This window comes from Pontimicrobium aquaticum (assembly GCF_005047595.1).
Taxonomy (GTDB): Bacteria; Bacteroidota; Bacteroidia; order Flavobacteriales; family Flavobacteriaceae; genus Pontimicrobium; species Pontimicrobium aquaticum.
In genome coordinates this window covers 122088-145079 of the sequence record NZ_SUPL01000002.1, presented here as the reverse complement: position 1 = coordinate 145079, position 22992 = coordinate 122088, and the positions used below count along the sequence as shown (strand labels likewise).

24 protein-coding genes are annotated in these 22992 nt (G+C 33.4%); 10 read left to right on the top strand and 14 right to left on the bottom strand.

What is annotated here, in order from left to right; genetic code table 11:
* Positions 1–18: 18 nt before the first annotated feature.
* Positions 19–408, top strand: a complete 390-nt coding sequence (locus tag E5167_RS03595) for a DUF983 domain-containing protein (RefSeq protein ID WP_136841137.1) — start codon at positions 19–21, stop codon at positions 406–408.
* Here the strand turns inward: E5167_RS03595 and E5167_RS03590 are convergent.
* The 8 genes from E5167_RS03590 to E5167_RS03555 form a co-directional block, all read right to left on the bottom strand.
* A complete protein-coding gene (locus E5167_RS03590) occupies positions 405–1451 on the bottom strand; it encodes an NAD(P)/FAD-dependent oxidoreductase (RefSeq protein ID WP_136841135.1) in 1047 nt (348 codons plus the stop codon). The genes E5167_RS03595 and E5167_RS03590 overlap by 4 nt on opposite strands.
* A 103-nt stretch (positions 1452–1554) precedes the next feature.
* The gene (gene porN / locus E5167_RS03585) at positions 1555–2445 is read right to left on the bottom strand and encodes a type IX secretion system ring subunit PorN/GldN (protein ID WP_136841133.1); all 891 of its coding nucleotides are present in this window, start codon (positions 2443–2445) and stop codon (positions 1555–1557) included.
* Positions 2446–2484: 39 nt separating this feature from the next.
* On the bottom strand, positions 2485–4050 hold the full coding sequence (porM, locus tag E5167_RS03580; protein WP_136841131.1) for a type IX secretion system motor protein PorM/GldM: 1566 nt from the start codon (positions 4048–4050) through the stop codon (positions 2485–2487).
* Positions 4051–4087: 37 nt separating this feature from the next.
* Positions 4088–4732: a type IX secretion system motor protein PorL/GldL gene (gene porL, locus E5167_RS03575; protein ID WP_136841128.1), complete on the bottom strand. Its 645-nt coding sequence runs from the start codon at positions 4730–4732 to the stop codon at positions 4088–4090.
* Between the two features lie 40 nt (positions 4733–4772).
* Positions 4773–6128 (bottom strand): type IX secretion system lipoprotein PorK/GldK, encoded by a 1356-nt coding sequence (porK, locus tag E5167_RS03570; RefSeq protein ID WP_449421244.1) that lies wholly within the window; start codon positions 6126–6128, stop codon positions 4773–4775.
* A gap of 154 nt (positions 6129–6282) precedes the next feature.
* Entirely contained in the window at positions 6283–7449 is a 1167-nt protein-coding gene (locus E5167_RS03565) for a formimidoylglutamase (RefSeq protein ID WP_136841124.1), read from the bottom strand.
* 3 nt (positions 7450–7452) lie between these two features.
* Complete coding sequence (gene topA / locus E5167_RS03560; RefSeq protein ID WP_136841122.1) at positions 7453–9939, bottom strand: type I DNA topoisomerase; 2487 nt, start codon at positions 9937–9939, stop codon at positions 7453–7455.
* Between the two features lie 119 nt (positions 9940–10058).
* Complete coding sequence (locus E5167_RS03555) at positions 10059–10808, bottom strand: hypothetical protein (RefSeq protein ID WP_136841121.1); 750 nt, start codon at positions 10806–10808, stop codon at positions 10059–10061.
* A gap of 133 nt (positions 10809–10941) precedes the next feature.
* Here E5167_RS03555 and miaB point away from each other — a divergent pair, with 133 nt between their 5' ends.
* The 8 genes from miaB to groL all read left to right on the top strand — a co-directional run bounded on the left by miaB (position 10942) and on the right by groL (position 17799).
* Positions 10942–12390, top strand: a complete 1449-nt coding sequence (gene miaB / locus E5167_RS03550) for a tRNA (N6-isopentenyl adenosine(37)-C2)-methylthiotransferase MiaB (RefSeq protein WP_136841120.1) — start codon at positions 10942–10944, stop codon at positions 12388–12390.
* 2 nt (positions 12391–12392) lie between these two features.
* Positions 12393–13643: a sigma-54 interaction domain-containing protein gene (locus E5167_RS03545; protein WP_136841119.1), complete on the top strand. Its 1251-nt coding sequence runs from the start codon at positions 12393–12395 to the stop codon at positions 13641–13643.
* Positions 13644–13727: 84 nt separating this feature from the next.
* On the top strand, positions 13728–13925 hold the full coding sequence (locus tag E5167_RS03540) for a hypothetical protein (RefSeq protein WP_136841118.1): 198 nt from the start codon (positions 13728–13730) through the stop codon (positions 13923–13925).
* 30 nt (positions 13926–13955) lie between these two features.
* Positions 13956–14459, top strand: a complete 504-nt coding sequence (gene lptE / locus E5167_RS03535; protein WP_136841117.1) for an LPS assembly lipoprotein LptE — start codon at positions 13956–13958, stop codon at positions 14457–14459.
* A gap of 3 nt (positions 14460–14462) precedes the next feature.
* Positions 14463–15365 (top strand): hypothetical protein, encoded by a 903-nt coding sequence (locus E5167_RS03530; protein WP_136841116.1) that lies wholly within the window; start codon positions 14463–14465, stop codon positions 15363–15365.
* A 2-nt stretch (positions 15366–15367) separates the two neighbouring features.
* The gene (gene secG, locus E5167_RS03525) at positions 15368–15721 is read left to right on the top strand and encodes a preprotein translocase subunit SecG (RefSeq protein ID WP_136841115.1); all 354 of its coding nucleotides are present in this window, start codon (positions 15368–15370) and stop codon (positions 15719–15721) included.
* Positions 15722–15868: 147 nt separating this feature from the next.
* Positions 15869–16144 carry a co-chaperone GroES gene (gene groES / locus E5167_RS03520; protein WP_136841114.1) on the top strand — a complete coding sequence of 92 codons (276 nt, stop codon included), beginning with the start codon at positions 15869–15871 and terminating at the stop codon, positions 16142–16144.
* 20 nt (positions 16145–16164) lie between these two features.
* On the top strand, positions 16165–17799 hold the full coding sequence (groL, locus tag E5167_RS03515; protein WP_136841113.1) for a chaperonin GroEL: 1635 nt from the start codon (positions 16165–16167) through the stop codon (positions 17797–17799).
* Between the two features lie 78 nt (positions 17800–17877).
* On the opposite strand, the gene E5167_RS03510 is transcribed toward groL, so the two are convergent.
* The 6 genes from E5167_RS03510 to xrtF all read right to left on the bottom strand — a co-directional run bounded on the left by E5167_RS03510 (position 17878) and on the right by xrtF (position 22282).
* Positions 17878–18135 (bottom strand): heavy metal-binding domain-containing protein, encoded by a 258-nt coding sequence (locus tag E5167_RS03510; protein WP_136841112.1) that lies wholly within the window; start codon positions 18133–18135, stop codon positions 17878–17880.
* A 6-nt stretch (positions 18136–18141) separates the two neighbouring features.
* The gene (locus tag E5167_RS03505; protein ID WP_136841111.1) at positions 18142–18513 is read right to left on the bottom strand and encodes a heavy-metal-associated domain-containing protein; all 372 of its coding nucleotides are present in this window, start codon (positions 18511–18513) and stop codon (positions 18142–18144) included.
* 3 nt (positions 18514–18516) lie between these two features.
* Complete coding sequence (locus tag E5167_RS03500) at positions 18517–20751, bottom strand: TonB-dependent receptor (protein ID WP_136841109.1); 2235 nt, start codon at positions 20749–20751, stop codon at positions 18517–18519.
* A 96-nt stretch (positions 20752–20847) separates the two neighbouring features.
* Positions 20848–21255, bottom strand: coding sequence for an HYC_CC_PP family protein (locus E5167_RS03495; RefSeq protein ID WP_136841108.1), 408 nt, complete (start codon positions 21253–21255; stop codon positions 20848–20850).
* Positions 21256–21309: 54 nt separating this feature from the next.
* On the bottom strand, positions 21310–21738 hold the full coding sequence (locus E5167_RS03490; protein ID WP_136841106.1) for an exosortase F system-associated membrane protein: 429 nt from the start codon (positions 21736–21738) through the stop codon (positions 21310–21312).
* Positions 21731–22282 (bottom strand): exosortase family protein XrtF, encoded by a 552-nt coding sequence (gene xrtF, locus E5167_RS03485; protein WP_136841104.1) that lies wholly within the window; start codon positions 22280–22282, stop codon positions 21731–21733. Before xrtF ends, E5167_RS03490 begins: the two co-directional genes overlap by 8 nt.
* Before the next feature lie 40 nt (positions 22283–22322).
* Between xrtF and E5167_RS03480 the strand changes: the two genes are divergently transcribed.
* Positions 22323–22778 carry a GAF domain-containing protein gene (locus E5167_RS03480; protein ID WP_136841102.1) on the top strand — a complete coding sequence of 152 codons (456 nt, stop codon included), beginning with the start codon at positions 22323–22325 and terminating at the stop codon, positions 22776–22778.
* Positions 22779–22992: the final 214 nt, after the last annotated feature.

The following is a 22992-nucleotide window of genomic DNA, read 5'->3' as shown; positions in this document are numbered from 1 at the left end:
AAAATAACATAATTAAACATGCTAAGAAAAGGAAATAAATTATACAGTATTTTAACTGGTGCTTGCCCTAAGTGTCATAACGAAAGTATGTACATTAACAAGAATGCTTATGTGCTGTCTCAGACCTTAAAAATGCATGAAAAATGTTCTAGTTGTGGCACAAAATACAAGATTGAACCTTCGTTTTTTTATGGCTCTATGTATGTGAGTTATGCTGTTGGTATTGCCTTTGCAGTGGCTGCTTTTATTATCTCTTATGTCTTACTAGGCTCTAGTGCACTAACTGCATTTATAGCTATAATAGGTACCATGATTGTTTTTTTACCTGTTATTTTAAGACTTTCTAGAAATATTTGGATTAACCTATTTATACATTTCGACAAGCAATTATCCGATAAAAACGTTTAATTGTTAAATCTGGAAATATTTATTTCAGAATCAACTTCAATTCCATTTTCAATATATTCAAATAGCTGTTTAGCTACATAAGGCGCAATCATGACGCCTCTTGTTCCTAGGCCATTTAGAACGAATAGATGTTTATTTGTGTCGTGTTGTCCTACTAGTGGTCTTCTATCTATTACTGTTGGTCGCATTCCTGCAACTTGATTAACTACCTCGAAATCACAATTTATAAATGCTTTAAGTTTCTCTAGTAGTTCGTTCTTTGCAGTTTCCGTAATATTGTTTGTTTTATCTTCCCATTCGTAAGTTGCTCCAACAATATAGTTATCATTTTGTAACGGAATTAAAAATGCTCCAGATTTAAGCACAAAATCTATGTTGAGCTTTGGCGCATTGATGGTTAACAGTTCGCCTTTTGTACCTTTAAGTGGTAGATGATTAAAAAACGGATTTTGTTTTAATCCAAACCCTTCAGCAAACACAATATGCTTTGCTTCAATATTATTGTAATTTACTATGTCTTGATTACTAGAAACTGCATTATAATCAAAGGGATTTTCAATTAATTGATGATTATTTCGCAACTCATTTTTAAACGCATTGATTAAAGCTGTTGTATCTATTCTACCTGTATGAAGCACTTTTCCAAAGCCAAAATCATTTTTAATAGAAGTGTTTTTTATGTGATGAATTTCTGGTTTTATGTATTCTGAAAGTCCAGCTTTATCGCTCGCTAAAAACCAATTATTCTGTTCTTCTATTGAAGCAAATAAACGATATACAGGAATTTTATAATCAAGCTGAACATCTAATTGCTTTTCTAAGGCTTTATATCTGGGTAAGGCTAATTCTAGTTGCTCTTTTGATTTCCAAACTGGCGTAAAACGTTTTAAAACCACTGGATTATATAAGCCTCCTGCAACCATTGATGATTTTTGCGAACCATCATCAACCACCACAAAAGTCTTGTTATGCTGCATCAATACATCACAAAACATAATGCCTGCCAAACCCGAACCAACAACTATATAATCTACGTTTTTCATTACAGGCAAAAGTAAGACAAAAAAGATTCCCACTTTTGTAGGAATATAAAAAAACGCTCACAAATTAACTTGTGAGCGTTTTAAGTTTTATAAGACACTACAGTTAGTAGGTCCACATATCTTGTTCGAAATCTCGAATACGTTCTTTTATTCTATCCGATTCTAATAACTGCATTAATGCATTATCGGTAATATACTCTGTAATAGCTCTATTACCTTGTACGTTCTTTTCTCTAAAAATATAACCGTTAAAACGTCTAGAGTTTAGGAGATGATCGAACGATATTGGTATCGCTGAGTTTTTACCATTAAAGGCTTTAGCATGGTGTAACACATCGCGCGCATCTGGGAAAAACACCCAAAATAATGGCACTAAATCTGGTTCGTCTTCGTCAATAAAATTAACATCAGGAACCACTGGTGCAATACCTAATAAACGGTATTTTAATTCACCTAAACGCTTATCGAAGTAGTACATACCTTTAATATGATACTCTTTAACATCGGCTGCACTAATTTCTCTTTTACTAATGTATTCAGGAGAAATTGTTTCACCAGCATTAAATTGCTCTATACCTAGCTCTGTTGTATCCACAAGCACCATAGACGCTTCAATATCTTTTAAGGTACGCTTGGTCGTGAAATACGAATCGTCGTAAATATTTTCGATATCTCCATTTTTAACGCTACGCATTAATACATCGAATAATGAACGCCTGTCTTTACCAATGTTATTGGTATCTATAGGATAATACATCGGAAAATTAATACGTTCATCAAGAACTACTTTTTCCCAAATCATAGTTGCGTATAATATGTCTCTGTCATCAACATAGCCATACTCTAATGGCTTATCATTATCCATTAATATCTGTGCATCTGTTTTTACGCCTATTTCTTCAGGGCTTTTTGCGTTTAGAATATTTGCTTGCGCAAATGCACTATTAGCAATAACAACACATGCAACGGTTAATACAAAACTTTTTAAATTCATCTTATTAATTATTTAATTTGGGACTCAATGTTCCTTTTTCTAGTTTGTTAATTCTACAAATACAGGAGACACTTTTTTAAGTTTATAACTTGAATTTCCACGTATTTCAGCATCAATATCAAATATTTGAACTCCTGATCCTCGTTTTGCCTTTTTTAAGGCTTGTTTAGCTCTACTATCCAATTTATTTCCTTTTACAGCAATTGTAGGCTGTCCAGGTACTTTAAAACTAAATGACTTAATCACCAATGGTAATTCGAAATCGAAATCTTCTAATTTTGCACCAATGGTAGATATTTCAAGATTACCACGTTGCATTTTTACAGTACCATCCTCACCTCTTACAGTACCAGTTGGTCTCGGTATATCTTTAATTCTAAATTTAGCATTGTCAGTTACTGTTTCTTCTCCTAGTGTACCTGTAACATTAATGGTTACTTCTCTACCTTGTACTCTAGTAACGTCCATTACATATTTACCTACTCCATTTGTTTTAGAAAGTCCTTCTCCTCTAGCAACTACTTTATTGTCAGCAATTCCTGCAAACGAAATAGTCATTGGGTTTTTAACACCACGATATACCACATTCATTTTATCAGCTGAAATGGTTGCTGCATTTGGCTTAGCTACAGTAGCGAAAGATTGATTCACATCTACTTCAGTTTCTTCTCCGTTTTCTAAGAAAATTAACTTCCCAGTAATTTTATGTTCTCCAGGTCTTCCTGTACCAACTTTTAATTTTACTTTACCATCTTCAATAGAATATTCGTTAGCATTTAATGCACGACCATCTAATGCTAATTCTACTCTATTTGGCTTAGTAGATGCATCTTTACGACCTAATACAATTTGCCCATCAAATTGTTCACCGTTAAAGTAAGCTGATTTAGATGTTTCTAACAATGTTGTATAATTCGTCATAGACACCTCACTAGATAAGGTTCCTGTAAACATAGCGCCTAATACCTCTGATTGAGTTGTCTTAATATCTGACTGCATTTGTGTCATCTTTGTTAAGGATGCTACTAATGGGAATCCTTTATAGTGATAATCTAACCAATCTAAGACATTGCCATCATTATTTGTTACTGGGTCTGTAGAAAATTTATTTTTTACATCTTTAGCAATTTCAGTAAATCTAGGATCGTCTCCTAAAACCTCAAGCACTTTGTCTCTAAATGTTGTAATTTGATTTAAAAATTCTTCTCCTTCTGGTTTTAACTTATCGCCCTTAAAGAAATTCTGGTCTAGGTAATCACCTTTATCCATAATCTCGTAGTCTGAAGGATCATCAACAGTTGCTGTCATGTTTCCTTTTAGAGTTTCAAGATATAAGTTAAAGTCGTTTGCCAAGGTTGAGATTTGATCAGCTTTTTCTTTTAATGGTTGATACTTCTCAGGTTGCTCACTAGCCTTTGTAGCCAATTCGCCCATAAACGCTGAGTTACGTTCGGTTGCTGCTTGGTTCGACTCAGTTAAACGTTCGTTCATTAAACCGAATGCCGACAGCACTTCTTTTGACATATTTAATGCTAACATCGCGATGAAGATTAAATACATCAAGTTTATCATTTTCTGCCTTGCAGATAATTTTCCTCCTGCCATAACTAATTAGTTCTTGCTATTAATGGATTAATTCTAATTAGTTTTTGTTCATTGCAGATAACATACCTCCATACACACCATTTAATGATGATAGGTTTGATGCTAATGATTGCATTTGCTCTTTTAACTTAGCAGCATTTTCAATAGATTCTTGGTTTATTGATGCTTGCTTGTTTACGCTCTCTAATTGTACTTTATATAAGCTGTTTAACGACTCCATTTGTGCAGCAGCTAACGACATTTCTTCACTATACTTTTTAGTTGCAGAAATACCATCAACAGTTGGTGCCATATTTTTAGCAGCTCCTTCGAAGTTTTTAATACTATCACCTAAACTAGCCATTAGTTCGCCATCAATTTTTGCGTCTTTTAATAAATCATCTAATTTCTTAGATAATAATCCTTCGGCATCTTTAGGGCTTTCTTTTTTCTTGTCCTTTGCTTGTCCACCTTGTAATTCAGGGTAAACTAAAGACCAATCTAAATCGTCATCAACAGGTTCGAATGCTGAAATTGCAAAGATAATTGCTTCGGTTACAAGACCAATGGTTAACATAACGTTACCTGTTAGTGGTCCTATTTCGAAATGAATAATTTTGAAAAGTGCTCCAACGATTACGATTGATGCTCCTAATCCGTAGGCCATATTCATGAACCTTTTACTTGCTTTTGATTGTGCCATAATATTTGTTTTTAGTTAAGTTTGGTTTAATTTTTTTAATTTATCTTCTTCTTTTTGAGGCATTTTTTGTGACTTCAGTTCCCATGTAGTCTTGTACTGTACGGAAACCTATGTAGCTTCTTGCTGAATCGGCATACTCATAATCTCTTGAACTTACTTGTAGGAAGTAAGCAACATCTTTCCAAGAACCACCTCTAACAACTTTACGTTCGTTTTCGGTATCGTTAACACTTGGGTTTACTGTTGAAGAATATTCGTATGATGCTGGGTCGTAAGAGGACATTACCCACTCTGATACGTTACCAGCCATATTGTATAAGTTATAATCGTTAGGTTCGAATGCATCAGCTTCTACTGTATATAAAGCTTGATCGGCTGCATAATCACCTCGCAATGGTTTAAAGTTTGCCATGAAACAACCTCGGTCATTAATTGCGTAAGGACCTCCCCATGGGAATGTTGCTCCTTGAAGACCACCTCTTGCTGCGTATTCCCACTCAGCTTCTGATGGTAATCTAAATCTATTTACGTGTTGCTTTCCTCTTTCTTTTTGGTATGCGTTTTTGTTTAATGTTCGCCATTGACAAAATGCTTGTGCTTGTTTCCAGGTAACTCCAACTACAGGATAATCGCTATAGGCATCATGCCAGAAATAATCGTTGTGCATTGGCTCGTTATAAGAATACGCAAAATCACGAATCCAAACTGTAGTGTCTGGATACACTTCAATTTCTTCTTGCTCAATAACATCACTACGACTTAACTCACGGTATTTTGCCGCAGTTTGAATATCCATAGTTGTGTATTGAAACTTAAATTGTTTTACATCCCAAGTACGTTGTCCATTATATGATTCTTCTAATGGCAAATACATATTGTCCATTACCTCAGCATATAATTCGTCTGGATACTCACTGGTATCGAATATTAAATCGATATCTGTATTTAGTTTTCTTATTTCTCCTTCGTAGTTTTCGAACATATACTTTTCGTAAGGAGTCATCTCTTCCTCTGGCTTAACATCTTTATAAGCAAATTCGCCTATATCTCCATTACCTGGTTCTTTTCCTTCAAGATCTGCCATTTCAGCAAGATTGGTTCTAATAGTTGAATCTCTAACCCATTCTACAAATTGACGATATTCGCTATTTGTAACTTCGGTTTCATCCATATAGAATGCTCTTACTGTAACTGTTTTAGTAGGTGCATCTTTTACTCCTGCTAAATCATCGTCAGACTTACCCATAATAAAAGCACCTCCTGGAATTAAACTCATTCCATAAGGTTTTTCAGGGTGCCATTTTTTTCCTTTAACGCCAACTAATTCACCTTTATCTCCGGTTCCACAACTAGTAAGTAAGGCTAAGGCTACTGTTAATGTTAATAACTTCTTAATACACATAAATTCGAGGTTAATTAATGATCTTAAATATTTTAAGGGTGTAAACATATTTATATATTTCCAAAAAAACAACTTTTTAAGCAAAAAAAATGCATTTTATCTAAAAAAAATGCATTTCGTCGATGAATTTTGGTCGTTTAATCGACTTTTAGACGCTATTTTTTTTATATGCTTTGTACCATCTTTCAGGTACTATTCCTTTACAAGCATCTACGTAATCATCATGCATGCAAGGTAATAACGTATGACGTTTTAATTTATTATTAAGGTTTGATAAAAAAGGTATTTCAATCCACCAACGTCCTGTTTGGTTGCTTTTATAAAATATAAGTTGCTGTTCATCGACTAATACGGTGAATTTTTGGTATTTATCCTCCAGAGTAAAGTCATCGTCTTGCACTCTACAATTTACACCCTCGATAAAATACCATATTATTTGAGCTATTAGCATAGATGTAGCTTCATCGTCTTTTGAGGCTTTATATTCATATATTCCAAATGAAGACACCTTATTACTTATGCCTGCATACCTTGATATGGCACAGATTTCTTTTCCATCAAATCCGTTTGGTGAGTGTTTTTGCTTTGTACTCACTTCGGCCGAACGAATGCTTTTCAAATCCATACTCACAATATTAGCATCACGCATAACAGGTTCAACTAATGTTATATTATTTGAAACTTCTCCAAGCCTGTACGCTTCAAAATAGAGTTTGTCCATTAAATCTATTTCTTCTTGTGCGTTGAAGTAAGTTTGATAACCAAGTGTAGAGTAATTAAATAAGTTATATGGCTGCTCTAAAATAATTTTTCCTAAGAATGAGTTATTCTTAATTGGTTTTGATGAGTCTCCTAAGTCAAAATTACTGTCTACATTAACAATATTAACCATAGGTAAGTGATTATCGTAAGCACGATAATTAGCATAGGTTAAATCTTGACTCCCTCCTAATATAATAGGTATTACATTATTATCTAATAAAGTGATGATGGTTTCTTGCAGTGCAAAATAGGTGTCTGCAACTGTTTCTCCTTTTAAAATATCACCTAAATCGGCTACTGTATAATGCCAGTTTCCAGGAAATAGTGAGTATAAGGATTTTCTGATTTCACTTAATTGAAATTCTTCTCCTATATAATTAACATCATTACGATTTTCTAGCACACCAACAATTGCCATTTTAACATTAGTTAAATCTGGTATGCCATGTTGTTTGGAGTGGATTTTTAATTTTCTTCCTAAGACTTGGTTTGAAAGTAATTCGTTGTGTGCTAAAACTAAGTCTTGAACTGGAGAAAGAAAATTTAAATCCATGTATTATTTCTTTTTGGTGGTTGTCTTTTTTCGTGGTTTTTTCTTAGGTGCATTTTTTTCAATAATATCTTGCACCTCTTCAAGTGTAAATTTAGAAACATCTATCGTTTTAGGCAATTCTATTTTTAGTTTTCCTTTTATAATATTGTGTCTTCCCCAACGCGCTTTTTCTACACGAATACCTTCTTCTTCCCAATGGTGAATTAATTTATCTTTTTCCTTTTGAATTTTGTCTTCAATTAATTCTACAATATCATTATCAGATAAGTTATCCCAATCGTATTTTTTGTTCACATTAATAAACATGTTGTTCCATTTAATAAATGGTCCAAAACGTCCTTTACCCTTTTGAACTGGCAATTCTTTATACATATATATAGGAGCATCTGCCTTTTCCTTTTCTTTTATTAATTGTATTGCGTCATCTAACTCAACAGATAATGGGTCAACTCCTTTAGGTAAAGAGACGAACTTTTTACCAAATTTCACATAAGGTCCAAAACGACCATTATTTACTTCGACAGTCTCATTTTTATATTCTCCCAATGTTTTTGGAAGCTGGAACAAATCCATTGCTTCTTCATAAGTAATGGTTGTTAATTGTTGGTCGGGAGATAAACTTGCAAACAATGGCTTGTCTTCATCGTCAACTGTTCCAACTTGCACCATTGGTCCAAACTTACCTAAACGCACACTTACTTGACGCCCAGTTTTAGGATCTGTACCTAACACACGTTCGCCAGATTCACGTTCGGCATTTTGCTGTACATCTTCTACTTGCGGATGAAAGTCTTTATAGAACTCTTTCATCATCGCAGTCCAATCTTCTTTTCCATCTGCTATATCATCAAATTGATTTTCAACTTTAGCAGTAAAGTTATAATCTAAAATGTGTTCAAAATGATTCACTAAAAAGTCAGTCACTATCATTCCTATATCTGTAGGAACTAGTTTTCCTTTATCTGAACCCACTTTTTCAGTCAATTGTTTTTCTGAAACATTTTTCGCTTCTAAAACTAGCTGTACGTAATTACGTGGTTCGCCTTCAACTGTACCTTTTTCAACATATTTTCTATTTTGAATAGTTGAAATGGTTGGCGCATATGTGGATGGACGACCAATACCAAGCTCTTCTAACTTCTTTACCAACGCTGCTTCGGTATATCTTGCTGGAGGACGCGTATAACGTTCAGTAGCAGTAATGTATTTATTTAAAAGTGTTTCATTAATTTTTAACGCAGGTAGCATACCTTCTTGTTCAACATCTTCGTCATCTGTTCCTTCTAAATATACTTTTAAAAATCCGTCGAAGGTAATTACTTCTCCGTTTGCAGAGAACAATGTATTATGCGTTGATGCAGAAATTTTTACATTGGTTCTCTCTAATTGAGCTTCGCTCATTTGTGATGCGATAGCGCGTTTCCAAATTAAATCATAAAGACGTGCTTGATCTCTTTCAGCATTTGCTGTATGTTGCGCAAAATTTGTTGGTCTAATAGCCTCATGGGCTTCTTGTGCTCCTTTTGCTTTGCCTTTATAATTTCTAGGCTTACTGTATTTAACGCCAAAAGCATTTTCAATTTCAGCCTGAGCGCCTTTTCTTGCTTCGTCTGATAGATTAACACTATCGGTTCTCATATACGTAATTAATCCTGCTTCATACAAACGTTGTGCATTACTCATGGTTCTACTAACCGAAAAGCCTAACTTTCTTGCGGCTTCCTGCTGTAATGTAGATGTGGTAAAAGGAGCTGCAGGTGATTTTTTTGCAGGCTTTTTTTGTAAATCTGCTACATTAAAGTCTGCATTTATATTGTCTTCTAAAAATTGTTGGGCTTCTGCTTTAGTTGAAAAGTTTTTAGGTAGTTTTGCTTTAAATGTTTGCCCTTCTTCGTTAGAAAATTCAGCATCAATTCTATAAGATGCCACAGGTGTAAAATCTTGAATCTCTCTTTCGCGTTCTACAATTAATCTTACTGAAACTGATTGTACACGACCTGCAGATAAACCCCCTTTAACTTTTCTCCAGAGTACTGGCGATAATTCATAACCAACAATTCTATCAAGCACACGACGCGCTTGTTGCGCATCAACTAAATTATAGTCAATACCTCTAGGGTTCTCTATAGCTTTTTGAATAGCAGCCTTAGTAATTTCATGAAAAACAATTCGCTTTATTTTTTTTTGATCTAACCCTAAATTTTCAGCTAGATGCCAAGCAATGGCTTCTCCTTCGCGATCTTCATCACTTGCTAACCAAACAATTTCGGCTTTTTTAGCTAGATCCTTTAGCTTTTTAACAACCGCTTTTTTATCGGTTGACACTTTGTATTTAGGTTTAAAATCACCTTCAACATCTACGCCTAATTCTTTTGAAGGTAAATCTGCAATATGCCCAAAACTGGACTCTACTTTAAAATCTTTACCTAGAAATTTTTCAATTGTTTTTGCTTTAGCAGGTGACTCTACAATCACTAAATTCTTCGCCATTATTCATTTTTTTAGAGGTACAAATGTAGATGATTTTTTTTATTTGCAAATTTTACTTTGCGTTTTGGCATAAAAAAACCCTGTTTGACTCAGGGTTTTAAAACATTATTTAAACACTTTTATTCTGTCCCAATTTTCATTATTTCACTATCATCTTCAAAACCTACAACATCGCGATATACAAAATATACTGGAAGAAAATAAATAGACATTGTAAACAGTACACCTACAAAACAAGCAATCATGCCTAACATTCCTAAAATCCCTGTAATAAAAATCAGTCCAAAGGTTATCAACCATTTTTTAGTACCTATATTAAAACTCAACTTGACAATTTCTGTTTCAGTCAATTCTGGGTTGTTAGAAAATACTACTGCAAAAAAAGATAAGGGTACAAAAACATATATATAAGGTATAAAAAACAGTAATTGAGCAATGGTAGCTATTAAAGCATACATAATACCTAACATAAATATCTTACTAATATAACCTTCGCTGAAATAATAAAACAAATCGTCTTTTTGCAATTCATTTAAATCTACTTGTTTTACAATCCTGTAAAATCCAGCAAGCAAGCCGATTGAAACCGAGCTAATAATAATAGCTTGAGGTAATGAATAAAGTGCATTGCTAGTATAATATGAATAGAAATTAAAATCTTCATACCAAGTCATAGAATATGGATCTGGAGACAAACCTATAGTTGTAAATAAAAAAGAAAGCACTCCAATAAATACCGCAAGAACTATAACCATTAAAAACCCTTTTAGCCAAACCTCTTTAAACATATTAATAGAAGAATCTAGTATGCGCCCAAAATCTAGATGTTGAGCATTCTGTATTTTCGATAGTATTTCTAAGTAGTTCATGTTGATTAATTTGGTTTACTTTCAAAAGTAAATAATCTTATTTATTAAATTTAACACTCTGCCACTTTGTCATAAAATATAAATTAATTGTATCTTTGCACACTTATTGACCATCACAGGTTTCAAGTACATTATGGAGAAGATTATAGACGAAAAAAAACAAGGACAATCTTTAGTTTTAGAACAAGATAAAAACAACAAACGAAAACTTTTTATTGAAAGTTACGGTTGTGCTATGAATTTTAGCGATAGCGAAATCGTGGCATCCATCTTAGCCAACGAAGGATTCAATACCACACAAGAACTCGAGGAAGCCGATTTAGTTTTAGTGAACACCTGCTCTATTAGAGACAAAGCTGAACAAACGATAAGAAAGCGTTTAGAGAAATATAATAAGGTAAAGAAAAAGGTAAATCCTAAAATGAAAGTTGGTGTTCTAGGTTGTATGGCCGAACGCTTAAAGAGCAAATTTCTTGAGGAAGAAAAAATTGTTGACTTAGTGGTTGGTCCTGATGCTTACAAAGATTTACCTAATTTACTTGCCGAAGTCGATGAAGGCAGAGATGCTATTAACGTTATTTTATCAAAAGAAGAAACTTATGGCGATATTTCGCCAGTAAGATTACAAAGTAATGGTGTAACCGCTTTTGTCTCTATTACGCGTGGATGCGATAACATGTGTACGTTTTGTGTAGTACCTTTTACCAGAGGTCGCGAACGCAGTAGAAATCCGCAAAGTATTATAGAAGAAGTTAACGATTTGTGGAGCAAGGGCTTTAAAGAAATCACTTTACTTGGTCAAAATGTTGATAGTTACTTATGGTATGGTGGTGGTTTGAAAAAAGATTTTGACAAAGCCACTGATTTACAAAAAGCCACAGCTGTAGATTTTGCAAAGTTATTAGATATGTGCGCGCAAGCACAACAAAAAATGCGGATTCGCTTTTCAACATCAAACCCTCAAGACATGACATTGGATGTTGTAAGATCAATGGCGAAACACAAGAATATTTGTAATTACATACATCTTCCTGTACAAAGTGGAAGCGACCGAATATTAAAAGAAATGAATCGTCAACACACTCGCAAAGAGTACATCAAATTAATTGACGATATCAAAGAAATTATTCCTGACTGCACTATTTCTCACGACTTAATCACAGGGTTCCCAACCGAGACTGAAGAAGACCATAAAGATACCCTCAGCTTAATGGAGCATGTAAAATACTCGTTTGGATATATGTTTGCTTACTCTGAGCGTCCTGGAACTATGGCTGCCAGAAAATTGGAAGACGATATTCCAGAGGACATTAAAAAAAGACGATTGGCCGAAGTGGTTGCCTTGCAACAAGAACATAGCAGAATCAGAACCGAAGAATACCTAAACAAAACCGTTGAAGTTTTAATCGAAAAAGAATCTAAAAAATCTGCTGAACATTGGTCAGGAAGAACAGAGCATAACTCTGTTGCTGTATTCCCTAAAGGGCATTATAAAGTTGGTGATTTTGTTAATGTAAACGTAAATGATTGCACAAGCGCAACCCTTATTGGTGAAGCTATAGGTTATTCTGAAAATAATTAAATATGGAATCAGTTCAAGCTATAAAACAACGATTTGGAATCATAGGAAATGATCCTGCACTTAATCGTGCTGTAGAAAAAGCCATTCAAGTAGCTCCAACAGATATCTCGGTTTTGGTAACTGGTGAATCTGGAGTTGGTAAAGAAAGTATTCCAAAAATTATACATCAACTTTCTCATAGAAAACATGGAAAATATATTGCTGTAAACTGTGGTGCTATACCTGAAGGCACTATAGACAGTGAACTTTTTGGTCATGAAAAAGGTGCTTTTACAGGAGCTACACAAACACGATCTGGTTACTTTGAAGTAGCTGATGGTGGCACAATTTTCTTGGATGAAGTTGGCGAACTACCATTAACCACTCAAGTACGTTTATTGCGTGTTTTAGAAAATGGCGAATTTATTAAAGTAGGTTCTAGTAAAGTACAAAAAACCAATGTTCGCATCGTTGCTGCTACAAATGTAAATATGTTTGAAGCTATTCAAAAAGAAAAGTTTAGAGAAGACTTATACTATCGTTTAAGCACTGTTGAAATTCACCTTCCAGCACTTAGAAAACGTAAAGACGACATACACTTATTGTTCAGGAAATTTGCCAGTGATTTTGCCATAAAGTATAAAATGCCAACTATTAGATTAGCTGACGAAGCCATTGCATTACTTTTAAAATATCGTTGGAGTGGAAATATTAGGCAACTACGAAATGTGGCTGAACAAATCTCGGTTTTAGAACATAATAGAACTATTACGCCTGATACGCTACGTCAATATCTACCTGATGCTGGACAAAATTTACCTGCGGTGATAAGCCATACAAAATCAGATTCTGATTTTAGTAACGAACGTGAAATACTCTACAAAGTATTATTCGACATGAAAAGTGATTTAAACGATTTGAAAAAACTCACTATGGAGTTAATGCAAAAAGGTAATACACAAGATGTACAAAAAGACAATCAAGGATTGATTCAAAAAATATATGGCAATGAAGATGAAGCTGAAGAAGAGTTAGAAGTATTATCTTTACCTGAAGACAATTCGCAATCGGTTGAAATCCCTAACAATGCATCAGATAAATATCATTTTGCAGAAGAAATTGAAGAAGAAGAAACCTTATCGCTTCACGATAAAGAATTAGAATTAATTAAAAAATCGTTAGAACGTCACAACGGAAAACGTAAATTAGCAGCAGCCGAACTTGGTATAAGCGAACGTACTTTGTATAGAAAAATCAAACAATACGATCTATAATTGGTAGCTGAGGCTCTCGAAGCTACCTTAATATATAAAAATGTGACCTCGAGAGCCTCAGTCACCAAGGTTTAAAAAAAGTTTATGAAAGCAGTAGAAATATTTATGATTCGTAAATCGTTTGCTAGAAATAGTTCAGAAAAAATTAGACAAGAAGCCGAAGATTTAATAAATGATAAACATTATAAAGGTTATAGACTAATAAACGTTGATTTTGATGTAGCCGACAATGCAGGTTATATTTATGCGTTTATAACCATGAAACGACCAAACACCTATTAACTGTCACTCTAAAAAAAGTGAAGAATTTTTATGCAAAAAATAAAACACATACTTCTAATTTTAGTTTTAATAACAACACAAAGCTGTTGGAAATATTCATTTACAGGTTTAGGAGATGTAAAAGCAGAAACATTTCAGGTTAATTATTTTCAAAATAACGCACCTTTAATCGAACCTGGATTAGAACGAGATTTTAAAATTGCACTCGAAGAGCTAGTGCTAAACCAAACAAAATTAGATCTTGTAAAATCAAATGCCGATATTATTTACGAAGGTGAAATTGTAGAATACCGCATCTCTCCTACTACAGCAACAGCTAATAATACAGCTGCTCAAAACCGTTTAACTATTGGTGTAAAAGTGCACTTTTATAATAAAAATGACCCTGACACTGAGTTTGATCAGCGATTTTCGTTTTTCTACGATTATCCTGGAAGCGCTCAATTAGTTGGAAGTCAAAAAACAACTGCTCACGAAGAAATTTTTGAGCGTATTACTCAAGACATAGTAAATGCATCGTTAGCAAACTGGTAGCTTATGAATACTTCTAATTTCACATATTTGTTACAAAACCCAAAACATATTTCTGTTAGTCAGGTAAGTGATGTTAGAACCATTATTGATGAGTATCCATACTTCCAACCAGCAAGAGCAATTTACCTTAAAGGCTTAAAAGACCTAGAGAGTTTTAAATACAATCAAGAATTAAAAACTACAGCAGCATATACTACCGATAGAAGTATTTTATTTGATTTTATAACTTCGGATGAATTTCAGCAAAACCAAATATCGGAGCATATCAAAAAAAATATTGCACATTTAAAGAATATTGAAGTAAACGATGTTGAAGATATTTCGGTTAACAAAAGTGTGATTATTGATGATGCTTTAAAGCAACATATTAAAGATACCGAGCCAACCATTCGTCCTGATCTATTTGAAGCAAAACAAGAATTTTTTCCTCAAGAGAACATCATACAAGTTGATAGCTTAAATATTAAAAAGACTCCTGAAGAAGTACTTGAAGTTGGCAAGCCATTAGAGTTTAATAAAAGTGAAGTACACTCTTTTAGTGAATGGTTAAAAATAACAAGTTTTAAACCAATTATTAGAGAGGAAGGAAACCTTAAAAGCAATTTTAAACCAGAAGAAGACACAAAGGCCAAAAAATTTGAACTTATTGATAGATTCATCGCTACTAGCCCAAAAATTCGGCCTGTAAAAAAAGATACACCTGTTCAAAACTTGGCGCAATCCAGAATGATACAACCTGAAGCTTTAATGACAGAAACTTTAGCACGTATTTATGTAGAGCAAAAAAACTATGATAAGGCTATTCAATCTTATAAAATTTTAAGTTTGAAATATCCAGAAAAAAGTGGTTTCTTTGCAGACCAAATTCAAGCAATAAAAGAAATACAAGAACAAAACAATAAATAATAATGAGCACGTTTTCAATATTTTTAATCCTTATCGTTATCGTAGCGTTCCTATTAGTAGTAGTAGTAATGGTACAAAACCCAAAAGGTGGTGGATTATCATCTTCATTTGGTGGTGGTGGCACTCAGCAATTAGGTGGTGTTAAAAAAACATCAGACTTTTTAGATAAAAGCACTTGGGCTTTAGCAACTTTATTAATTGCTTTAATACTGCTATCTAATGTAGCAATTAGTGATGGTGGGACAACTACAGAGTCTAAAGCTTTAGATCAAGATGCTACAACATCCCAGCCTCTTCCTACAACCACACCAGTTGAAACTCCTGCTAACCCAGTAAGTAACGACTCAGCACAATAACAGTTGTGTGATGAAACAACAAAAAATGCCAACTATTAAAGTTGGCATTTTTTGTTTCTGAAAGTTTGTCAGTCTAATTTCATTGGCACAATTTTAGAATAACGCTTTAGCGTTAATTTTAATTATTAATCTAAAAACTACAAAAGAATGGCTTTAAACATTAAACCATTAGCAGATAGAGTTCTTATAGAACCAATGGAAGCTGAAACTAAAACAGCTTCGGGAATCATTATTCCAGACAATGCAAAAGAAAAACCACAAAAAGGGAATGTTGTTGCTGTTGGCACAGGAACTAAAGACGAGCCTTTAACTGTTAAAGTTGGAGACACTGTACTTTATGGAAAGTACGGTGGCACAGAACTTAAACTAGAAGGTAAAGATTATTTAATAATGCGAGAAAGCGATATTCTAGCAATTGTATAATTATAAAAAACTAAATAAAAATGGCAAAAGATATAAAATTTGATGTTGATGCACGCGATGGCTTAAAACGTGGGGTTGACGCATTAGCTAACGCAGTAAAAGTAACTTTAGGACCTAAAGGACGTAACGTAATTATTAGTAGAAGTTTTGGAGCACCTCAAGTAACTAAAGATGGTGTTTCAGTAGCGAAAGAAGTTGAGCTAGAAGACGAATTAGAAAACATGGGAGCTCAAATGGTAAAAGAAGTTGCTTCTAAAACTAATGATTTAGCTGGTGATGGAACTACAACTGCTACAGTTTTAGCACAAGCAATTGTAAAAGAAGGTTTAAAAAACGTTGCAGCTGGAGCAAATCCTATGGATTTAAAGCGCGGGATTGACAAAGCAGTAAAAGCTATTACTTCTGACCTAGAAAAGCAAGCAAAAAAAGTTGGTAGTTCCTCTGATAAAATTAAGCAAGTTGCTGCAATTTCTGCTAACAACGATAACACTATTGGCGATTTAATTGCTAAGGCTTTTGGTAAAGTTGGCAAAGAAGGTGTCATTACTGTTGAAGAAGCAAAAGGTATGGAGACCTATGTTGATGTTGTTGAAGGAATGCAATTTGATAGAGGATATTTATCTCCTTATTTTGTAACTGATGCAGATAAAATGATTGCAGATCTTGAAAATCCATACATCTTATTATTTGATAAGAAAATTGCTAATCTTCAAGAAATTCTTCCAATTTTAGAGCCTGTGGCACAATCTGGTCGTCCTTTATTAATTATTGCTGAAGATGTAGAAGGACAAGCCTTAGCAACTTTAGTTGTAAACAAATTACGTGGCGGACTTAAAATTGCAGCTGTAAAAGCTCCTGGATTTGGAGATCGTCGTAAAGCCATGCTAGAAGACATTGCTATCTTAACTGGAGGCGTTGTTATCTCTGAAGAAAGAGGATTTTCACTTGAAAATGCAGACTTAAGTATGTTAGGTACTGCTGAAACCGTAACTATTGACAAAGACAATACTACTATTGTAAACGGTTCTGGCAAAGCTGCAGATATTAAAGCAAGAGTAAATCAAATTAAGGCACAAATTGAAACAACAACCAGCGATTACGACAAAGAAAAGCTTCAAGAACGCTTAGCGAAGTTAGCCGGTGGTGTTGCTGTACTTTATGTTGGCGCTGCAAGTGAAGTAGAGATGAAAGAAAAGAAAGATCGTGTTGACGATGCTTTACATGCCACAAGAGCCGCTGTAGAAGAAGGTATTGTTGCTGGTGGTGGTGTTGCTTTAGTAAGAGCTAAGAAAACTTTAGAAAAAATTACTACTGATAATTTAGACGAAACAACTGGTGTGCAAATCGTTAATAAGGCTATTGAGTCACCTTTACGTACAATCGTAGAAAACGCAGGTGGTGAAGGATCAGTAGTTATTAATAAAGTGCTAGAAGGTAAAAAAGACTTTGGTTACGATGCTAAAAACGAAGTATATGTTGATATGCTTAAAGAGGGAATTATAGACCCTAAAAAAGTAACACGTATTGCTTTAGAAAATGCGGCCTCGGTAGCTGGAATGATTCTAACTACAGAATGTGCTTTAATAGACATTAAAGAAGATGCGCCTGCTTCAATGCCACCTATGGGTGGTGGCGGAATGCCAGGAATGATGTAAGGCATCTAATAAATAACAAAAAAAACGCTTCAAGTATTTGAAGCGTTTTTTTATTTTAAAATAATATGTATCTAACTATTATTCTTCGTCCTTTTCAACTTTCTTTAAATCCATTTTACAAACAGGACATTTTCCTTCTTCATCATATGTTTTTCCATCTTCACAATCCATTGGGCATTGATACACACTGTCGTTCATAGCCATATCTGCTTTATCAGCAGCGTGGTCTTCTTGCATTTCGGTCTCTTCGTTATGTTCTTTCTTTTCTCCTTTGCAAGACACTAAAACTGTGCTTGCACTTAGCATTAATGCTAAGACTAATATTACTTTTTTCATTGTTATTTAATTTTTGGTTTTTGTTTCGTTTTCGTGATCTTTTTTCACATCCTCATCTCTATATTTACAGCAAGGATGCACACTGTTATATGCTTCGTCTGTAGCCTTAAGCTCTTTTGTATCATGACCAACTGCTACAATATTTTTTATAATAGTATCTAAATCTGTTTTTCGCTCGTCGAAAATTAACTTGAGCTCGTGAGTTTTTACATCCCAAACTGCCGATTTAACACCTTTAGTTTTTATACTCGCTTTTTCAATGCGTTCTTTACACATTAAACAAACACCATCTACCTCAAGCGATGCCTTTGCGTTTTTGTTTTGTGCAAATGATGTTACACCAAATAGCATCATTGATAATAATAATACTTTTTTCATATTTTAATTTATTTTTAATCTTAAACCTGCATAATAATTACTTCCAAAAATTGGACCATAAACAAATGTAGTATCAAAACTACTACTAAACGGATCATTGGCAGCAATTATTGGATTATCTTGTTTTAAATTGGTTATATTTTCTCCACCCAAATATACTTCAAATTTTTCAGAGAAGACTTTAGTTACCTGTACATTAAGTGTTGCTATTGACTTTGAATACTTTGGCAGCTGGTACTGAATAGGATTATTTTGTGTTGATGAAAAACGTTGCTTGCTTAATCTATTAAAAGTAGCATCAAATTTCCATCGTGAATTATTTTTAACCTTAGTTACAAACGATGCATTTGCAAAAAACCGATGCTTTGGCGTTAATGGTTTTTCGAGTTTCCCTGAATTGTATTGGGTTTTTACATCGTAATATTTATATGCCAATCTAATATCTAGGCCTTCCAATACATTGTAATTAAACTCCGCTTGAAAACTATTAGCGTAACTATCTCCTTTTAAATTATAAAAACTAACCTCCTGAGAGTTTTCATAATCTACTACGACCTGATTTTTAAAATCAGTTCTATAAAAATCAAACGTTATATCTGCCTTTTGTCCAAATAGATTAAACCCTTGTAGGTAAGACACACCATAATTCCAAGCAATTTCAGGAGTTAAACCATAAATCTCACCATCAGTATCGACTAGATTAATAGTTCTAGAGGTTGCAAACATTTTTTGGTTTTCAGCAAAAATATTAGCACTTCGTTTGCCTTTGCCAAAGGATGCTCTAAACGCCGATTTTTCCCAAGGCGTATATCTTAAATGTACACGAGGCGTTATAAATGTTCCCAGTAAATTACTATGATCTATTCGTATTCCTACTGTGAGGTTTAAAGCTTCTAAATTGTCGTAAGCATATTCAAAAAACGCACCCACTGAGTTTTCATTTCTCGCATAACTATCAGCATCAACATCTTCATCATAAATATCATTAGCATAACTAATCCCTGTTTTTACTACATGCCTAGAATCACTAATAATAGAGTTATATACCACGTTTGCATAAAATCTATTGTGTTCTATATCGTACTCGTTTAATCCGAAATACGACTCTTGTTTATGGTTACTATAAGCCAACTGCATTCCTAGTTTTTGATAAGGAATTTCTGGGTTTACATAACCAAACTTTCCAGACACATCAATTCGCCTTGTATCAATTTCACTTCCCCAAGCATTAGTTGTTAACTTATCGGTTTCAGAATTAAAATTGACTTGTCCAGATTGTTTTTCATCATCTAGATATCTAACATTTAAAAAACTCACAAAGCCTTTTTCATTATCTATATACTGCCAACGATTCATCACATTTATTTGGTGATATAAAGGCATATCTAAAAAACCATCATCGTTTACATCATGTTTTTTATTATGAGTATTTCCATGAAGATATAATCCTGTTGACCATTTATCACTAACTTTAGTATTTAAGTGTGTATTGAGTTCTACTCGCTCACTTCCAGCAGCAAAAAGATTGACAAATAGTTTATCGTCTGTTAAAGGTTTTTTAAGTTCAGCATTAATTTGTCCAACAATGCTTTCAAAACCGTTAACGACACTTCCTGCTCCTTTGGCTATTTGAATACTTTCCACCCAAGTACCTGGAATAAAACTTAAGCCATAGGCTTGAGACGCGCCTCGTATTGAAGGTACGTTTTCGGTTGTGATTAAAATATATGGGTTTGTTAACCCTAGCATTTTAATTTGTCGAGTACCAGATACAGCATCGGCGAAATTTACGTCAATAGATGGATTGGTTTCAAAGCTTTCAGACAGGTTACAACATGCGGCTTTTAACAATTCGTCACTACTAACGTTAATTACGTTTTGCGATGCTAAATAAGATGTAGCTGTTGCTTTATTTCTTCCTTTAACAGTAATTTCGTCTAAATTTGCTGCTGGTTTTAACCAATGTTTTAACCTTTTGTTACTTGTAACAGTAACTGTATCTGTAGTAAAACCAACATAACTAATTACTAATTTTTGGTACTCTTTTTTATATGGAATACTAAATGCTCCATCAATACCTGTAACATCACCAACGGTCGTATTTAACCAATATACATTGGCCCCTGATAACGGTATTTGCTCATTTTTTTCGTTTGCTTCTAAAATCACACCTTTAAGTTCTTCTTGAGAAAATATTAGTATAGGCAATAGAAACAGTATATATAAAATACGTTTCAAAAATTTATTTTTTAACAGTTTAGATTTTGAGTTTTTGCATTGTTTTTAATGCACTAAAATATTATCATGAATATGACAATTATCTATTAAAAAATATCAAATTATAAATACTTGATTTATAGTTTGCATATCTATAATCAAGTTTGGTGGTGAGTAGTTTTTATAAGGAATTATCTGTTTTGATAATCCTCTAAAAAAGTTGTTATATGAATAAATAAATGAGGTAATGAAAATCTGGTGTTCAAAATCGTAATCATCAAAGGTTTTTACAATCAGTTCATTTTGACCTTCAATAACTGTGATTTCATCTTTGCAGCAAGGTTTTTTTGTAACGTTATTGCCTGCAACAACTTCACAACAATCTTCAGCATCAGTAAAAATAGCCACATCAATTAAAGCATCGCCACAAAAGTGTTTTTCAACCTTGAATGATATAGTTGAGCACAGCACAATAAGTGCTAAACCAATTGAAAAAACTTTATGAAATATTTTTTTAATCTTCATAACCGTAAGCAAAGATATAAAAACCTAAATACAAGTTCTGATTTTCATAAAACATTAACGTCTTATTTTATTGTAATAAAACGCTGGTAATAGTACCACTAAAATTAAAGGTTGAATTAAAAACCTGCGAATATTAAAAAATAAGTAATAATCTTCCTGATTTGGGTTTATAACAAAATATAAAAATGCAGCTAATAGAAAAACATAGGCAAATACATAGATTAAAATCGCAAATTCAATAACGCTTTTATCTTTAAAAATAGCATATAGAATACCTAACGAAACAACGGTATTTAACACATACCTAAATGTTGTAAAAAGGGTGAGTTTTAAAGTCTCTCTGCGAGGTGAATCAATATATAAATAGTCATTTTCAAAAAATTGTAAATAAGGATCGTAAAACAAAAAATCTTCAAAATATCTTATTAAAGCTAACAGCATTATTAAGCCAAAAACAACTATGTATTTAACCCACTTATGCATCTTGCTTCTTTAAAGTAGCAAAACGATTAACCCAAACCATCCAAAGTAAAAACACCATACCATAAATAATTAATGGAAAAATAATGTTATGCAAAATATCGCGTCGCCAAGGATAATGAAACAATCCTATAGAAAGGATTACTATTCTAAATAAATTAACCGCATAAATCAATACACTTCCTGCCAATAAATAAATAATTGTTGGTTGTAATCGTCCTGCAAATGCTATTACAAACGATACAAACAGAATAATAACACTAATGGAATTACACCCCTCAATAACCCTAGCTACATACTTACCATTAATAATTAATTTCATAGAAGGCTCGTCAGTATGTGCTTCAACTGAAGTGTCATACCCAAAGGAATCCAATAATGACTCACTTTGCTTTGCAGTGAGATTTGTAATATAATCTGGATAATATATTGAGCTATCCGAATAATCCAAATACAACTTGTAAGCAACAGATAAAACAGCATACACTAACACAAACGTTAGGATAAATTTTATAACCGACTTATATTTAGCAAAAAGTGCTTGCAAATTGATTTGATTTTTAAATACTTTTACAAAAAATTATAACATGGAACTAAAGGCTCTCGAACCAAAAATAACCGAAATTGTTTCAAACACCAATGAAACTATTGAAAATCGGCTGTACAGCATCTGTAAGTTGTTGGAATCTAATATTAATTACTACAATTGGGTTGGGTTTTATTTTAAAAATGGCGACAAAGAAGAGTTAAAACTTGGACCTTATGTTGGTGAGCCAACAGACCATACAATCATTCCGTTTGGGAAAGGTATTTGCGGTCAAGTAGCTGTGAGTAACCAAAATTTTGTAGTGCCAGACGTTGCTGCTCAAGATAATTATATTGCCTGTAGCATTACTGTGAAAGCCGAAATAGTGATTCCTATTTTTGTGAATGGTGAAAATATTGGACAAATAGATATAGACTCTAATACTCCTGACCCATTTACCGAAGCCGATGAGCGCCTTTTAGAGTTTGTGTGTGCTAAAGTATCAGAGATACTTTAACAAATCCCAATCTCTAAATTTCAAATTCCAAAAAAACACGTTTTTCAAATTTCAAAGAATTTGGGTATTGATTTTTGGAATTTAATAATGTTGTTAACAACTTCCCTATTTAGTTAAAAAAACAACTCATTTTCAATAGCATCTTCGCATTCATTTTTGCTTTTAATTGCTACTTTTGCATTCGTAAACAACCCTTTCAATGCTATGCATTGAA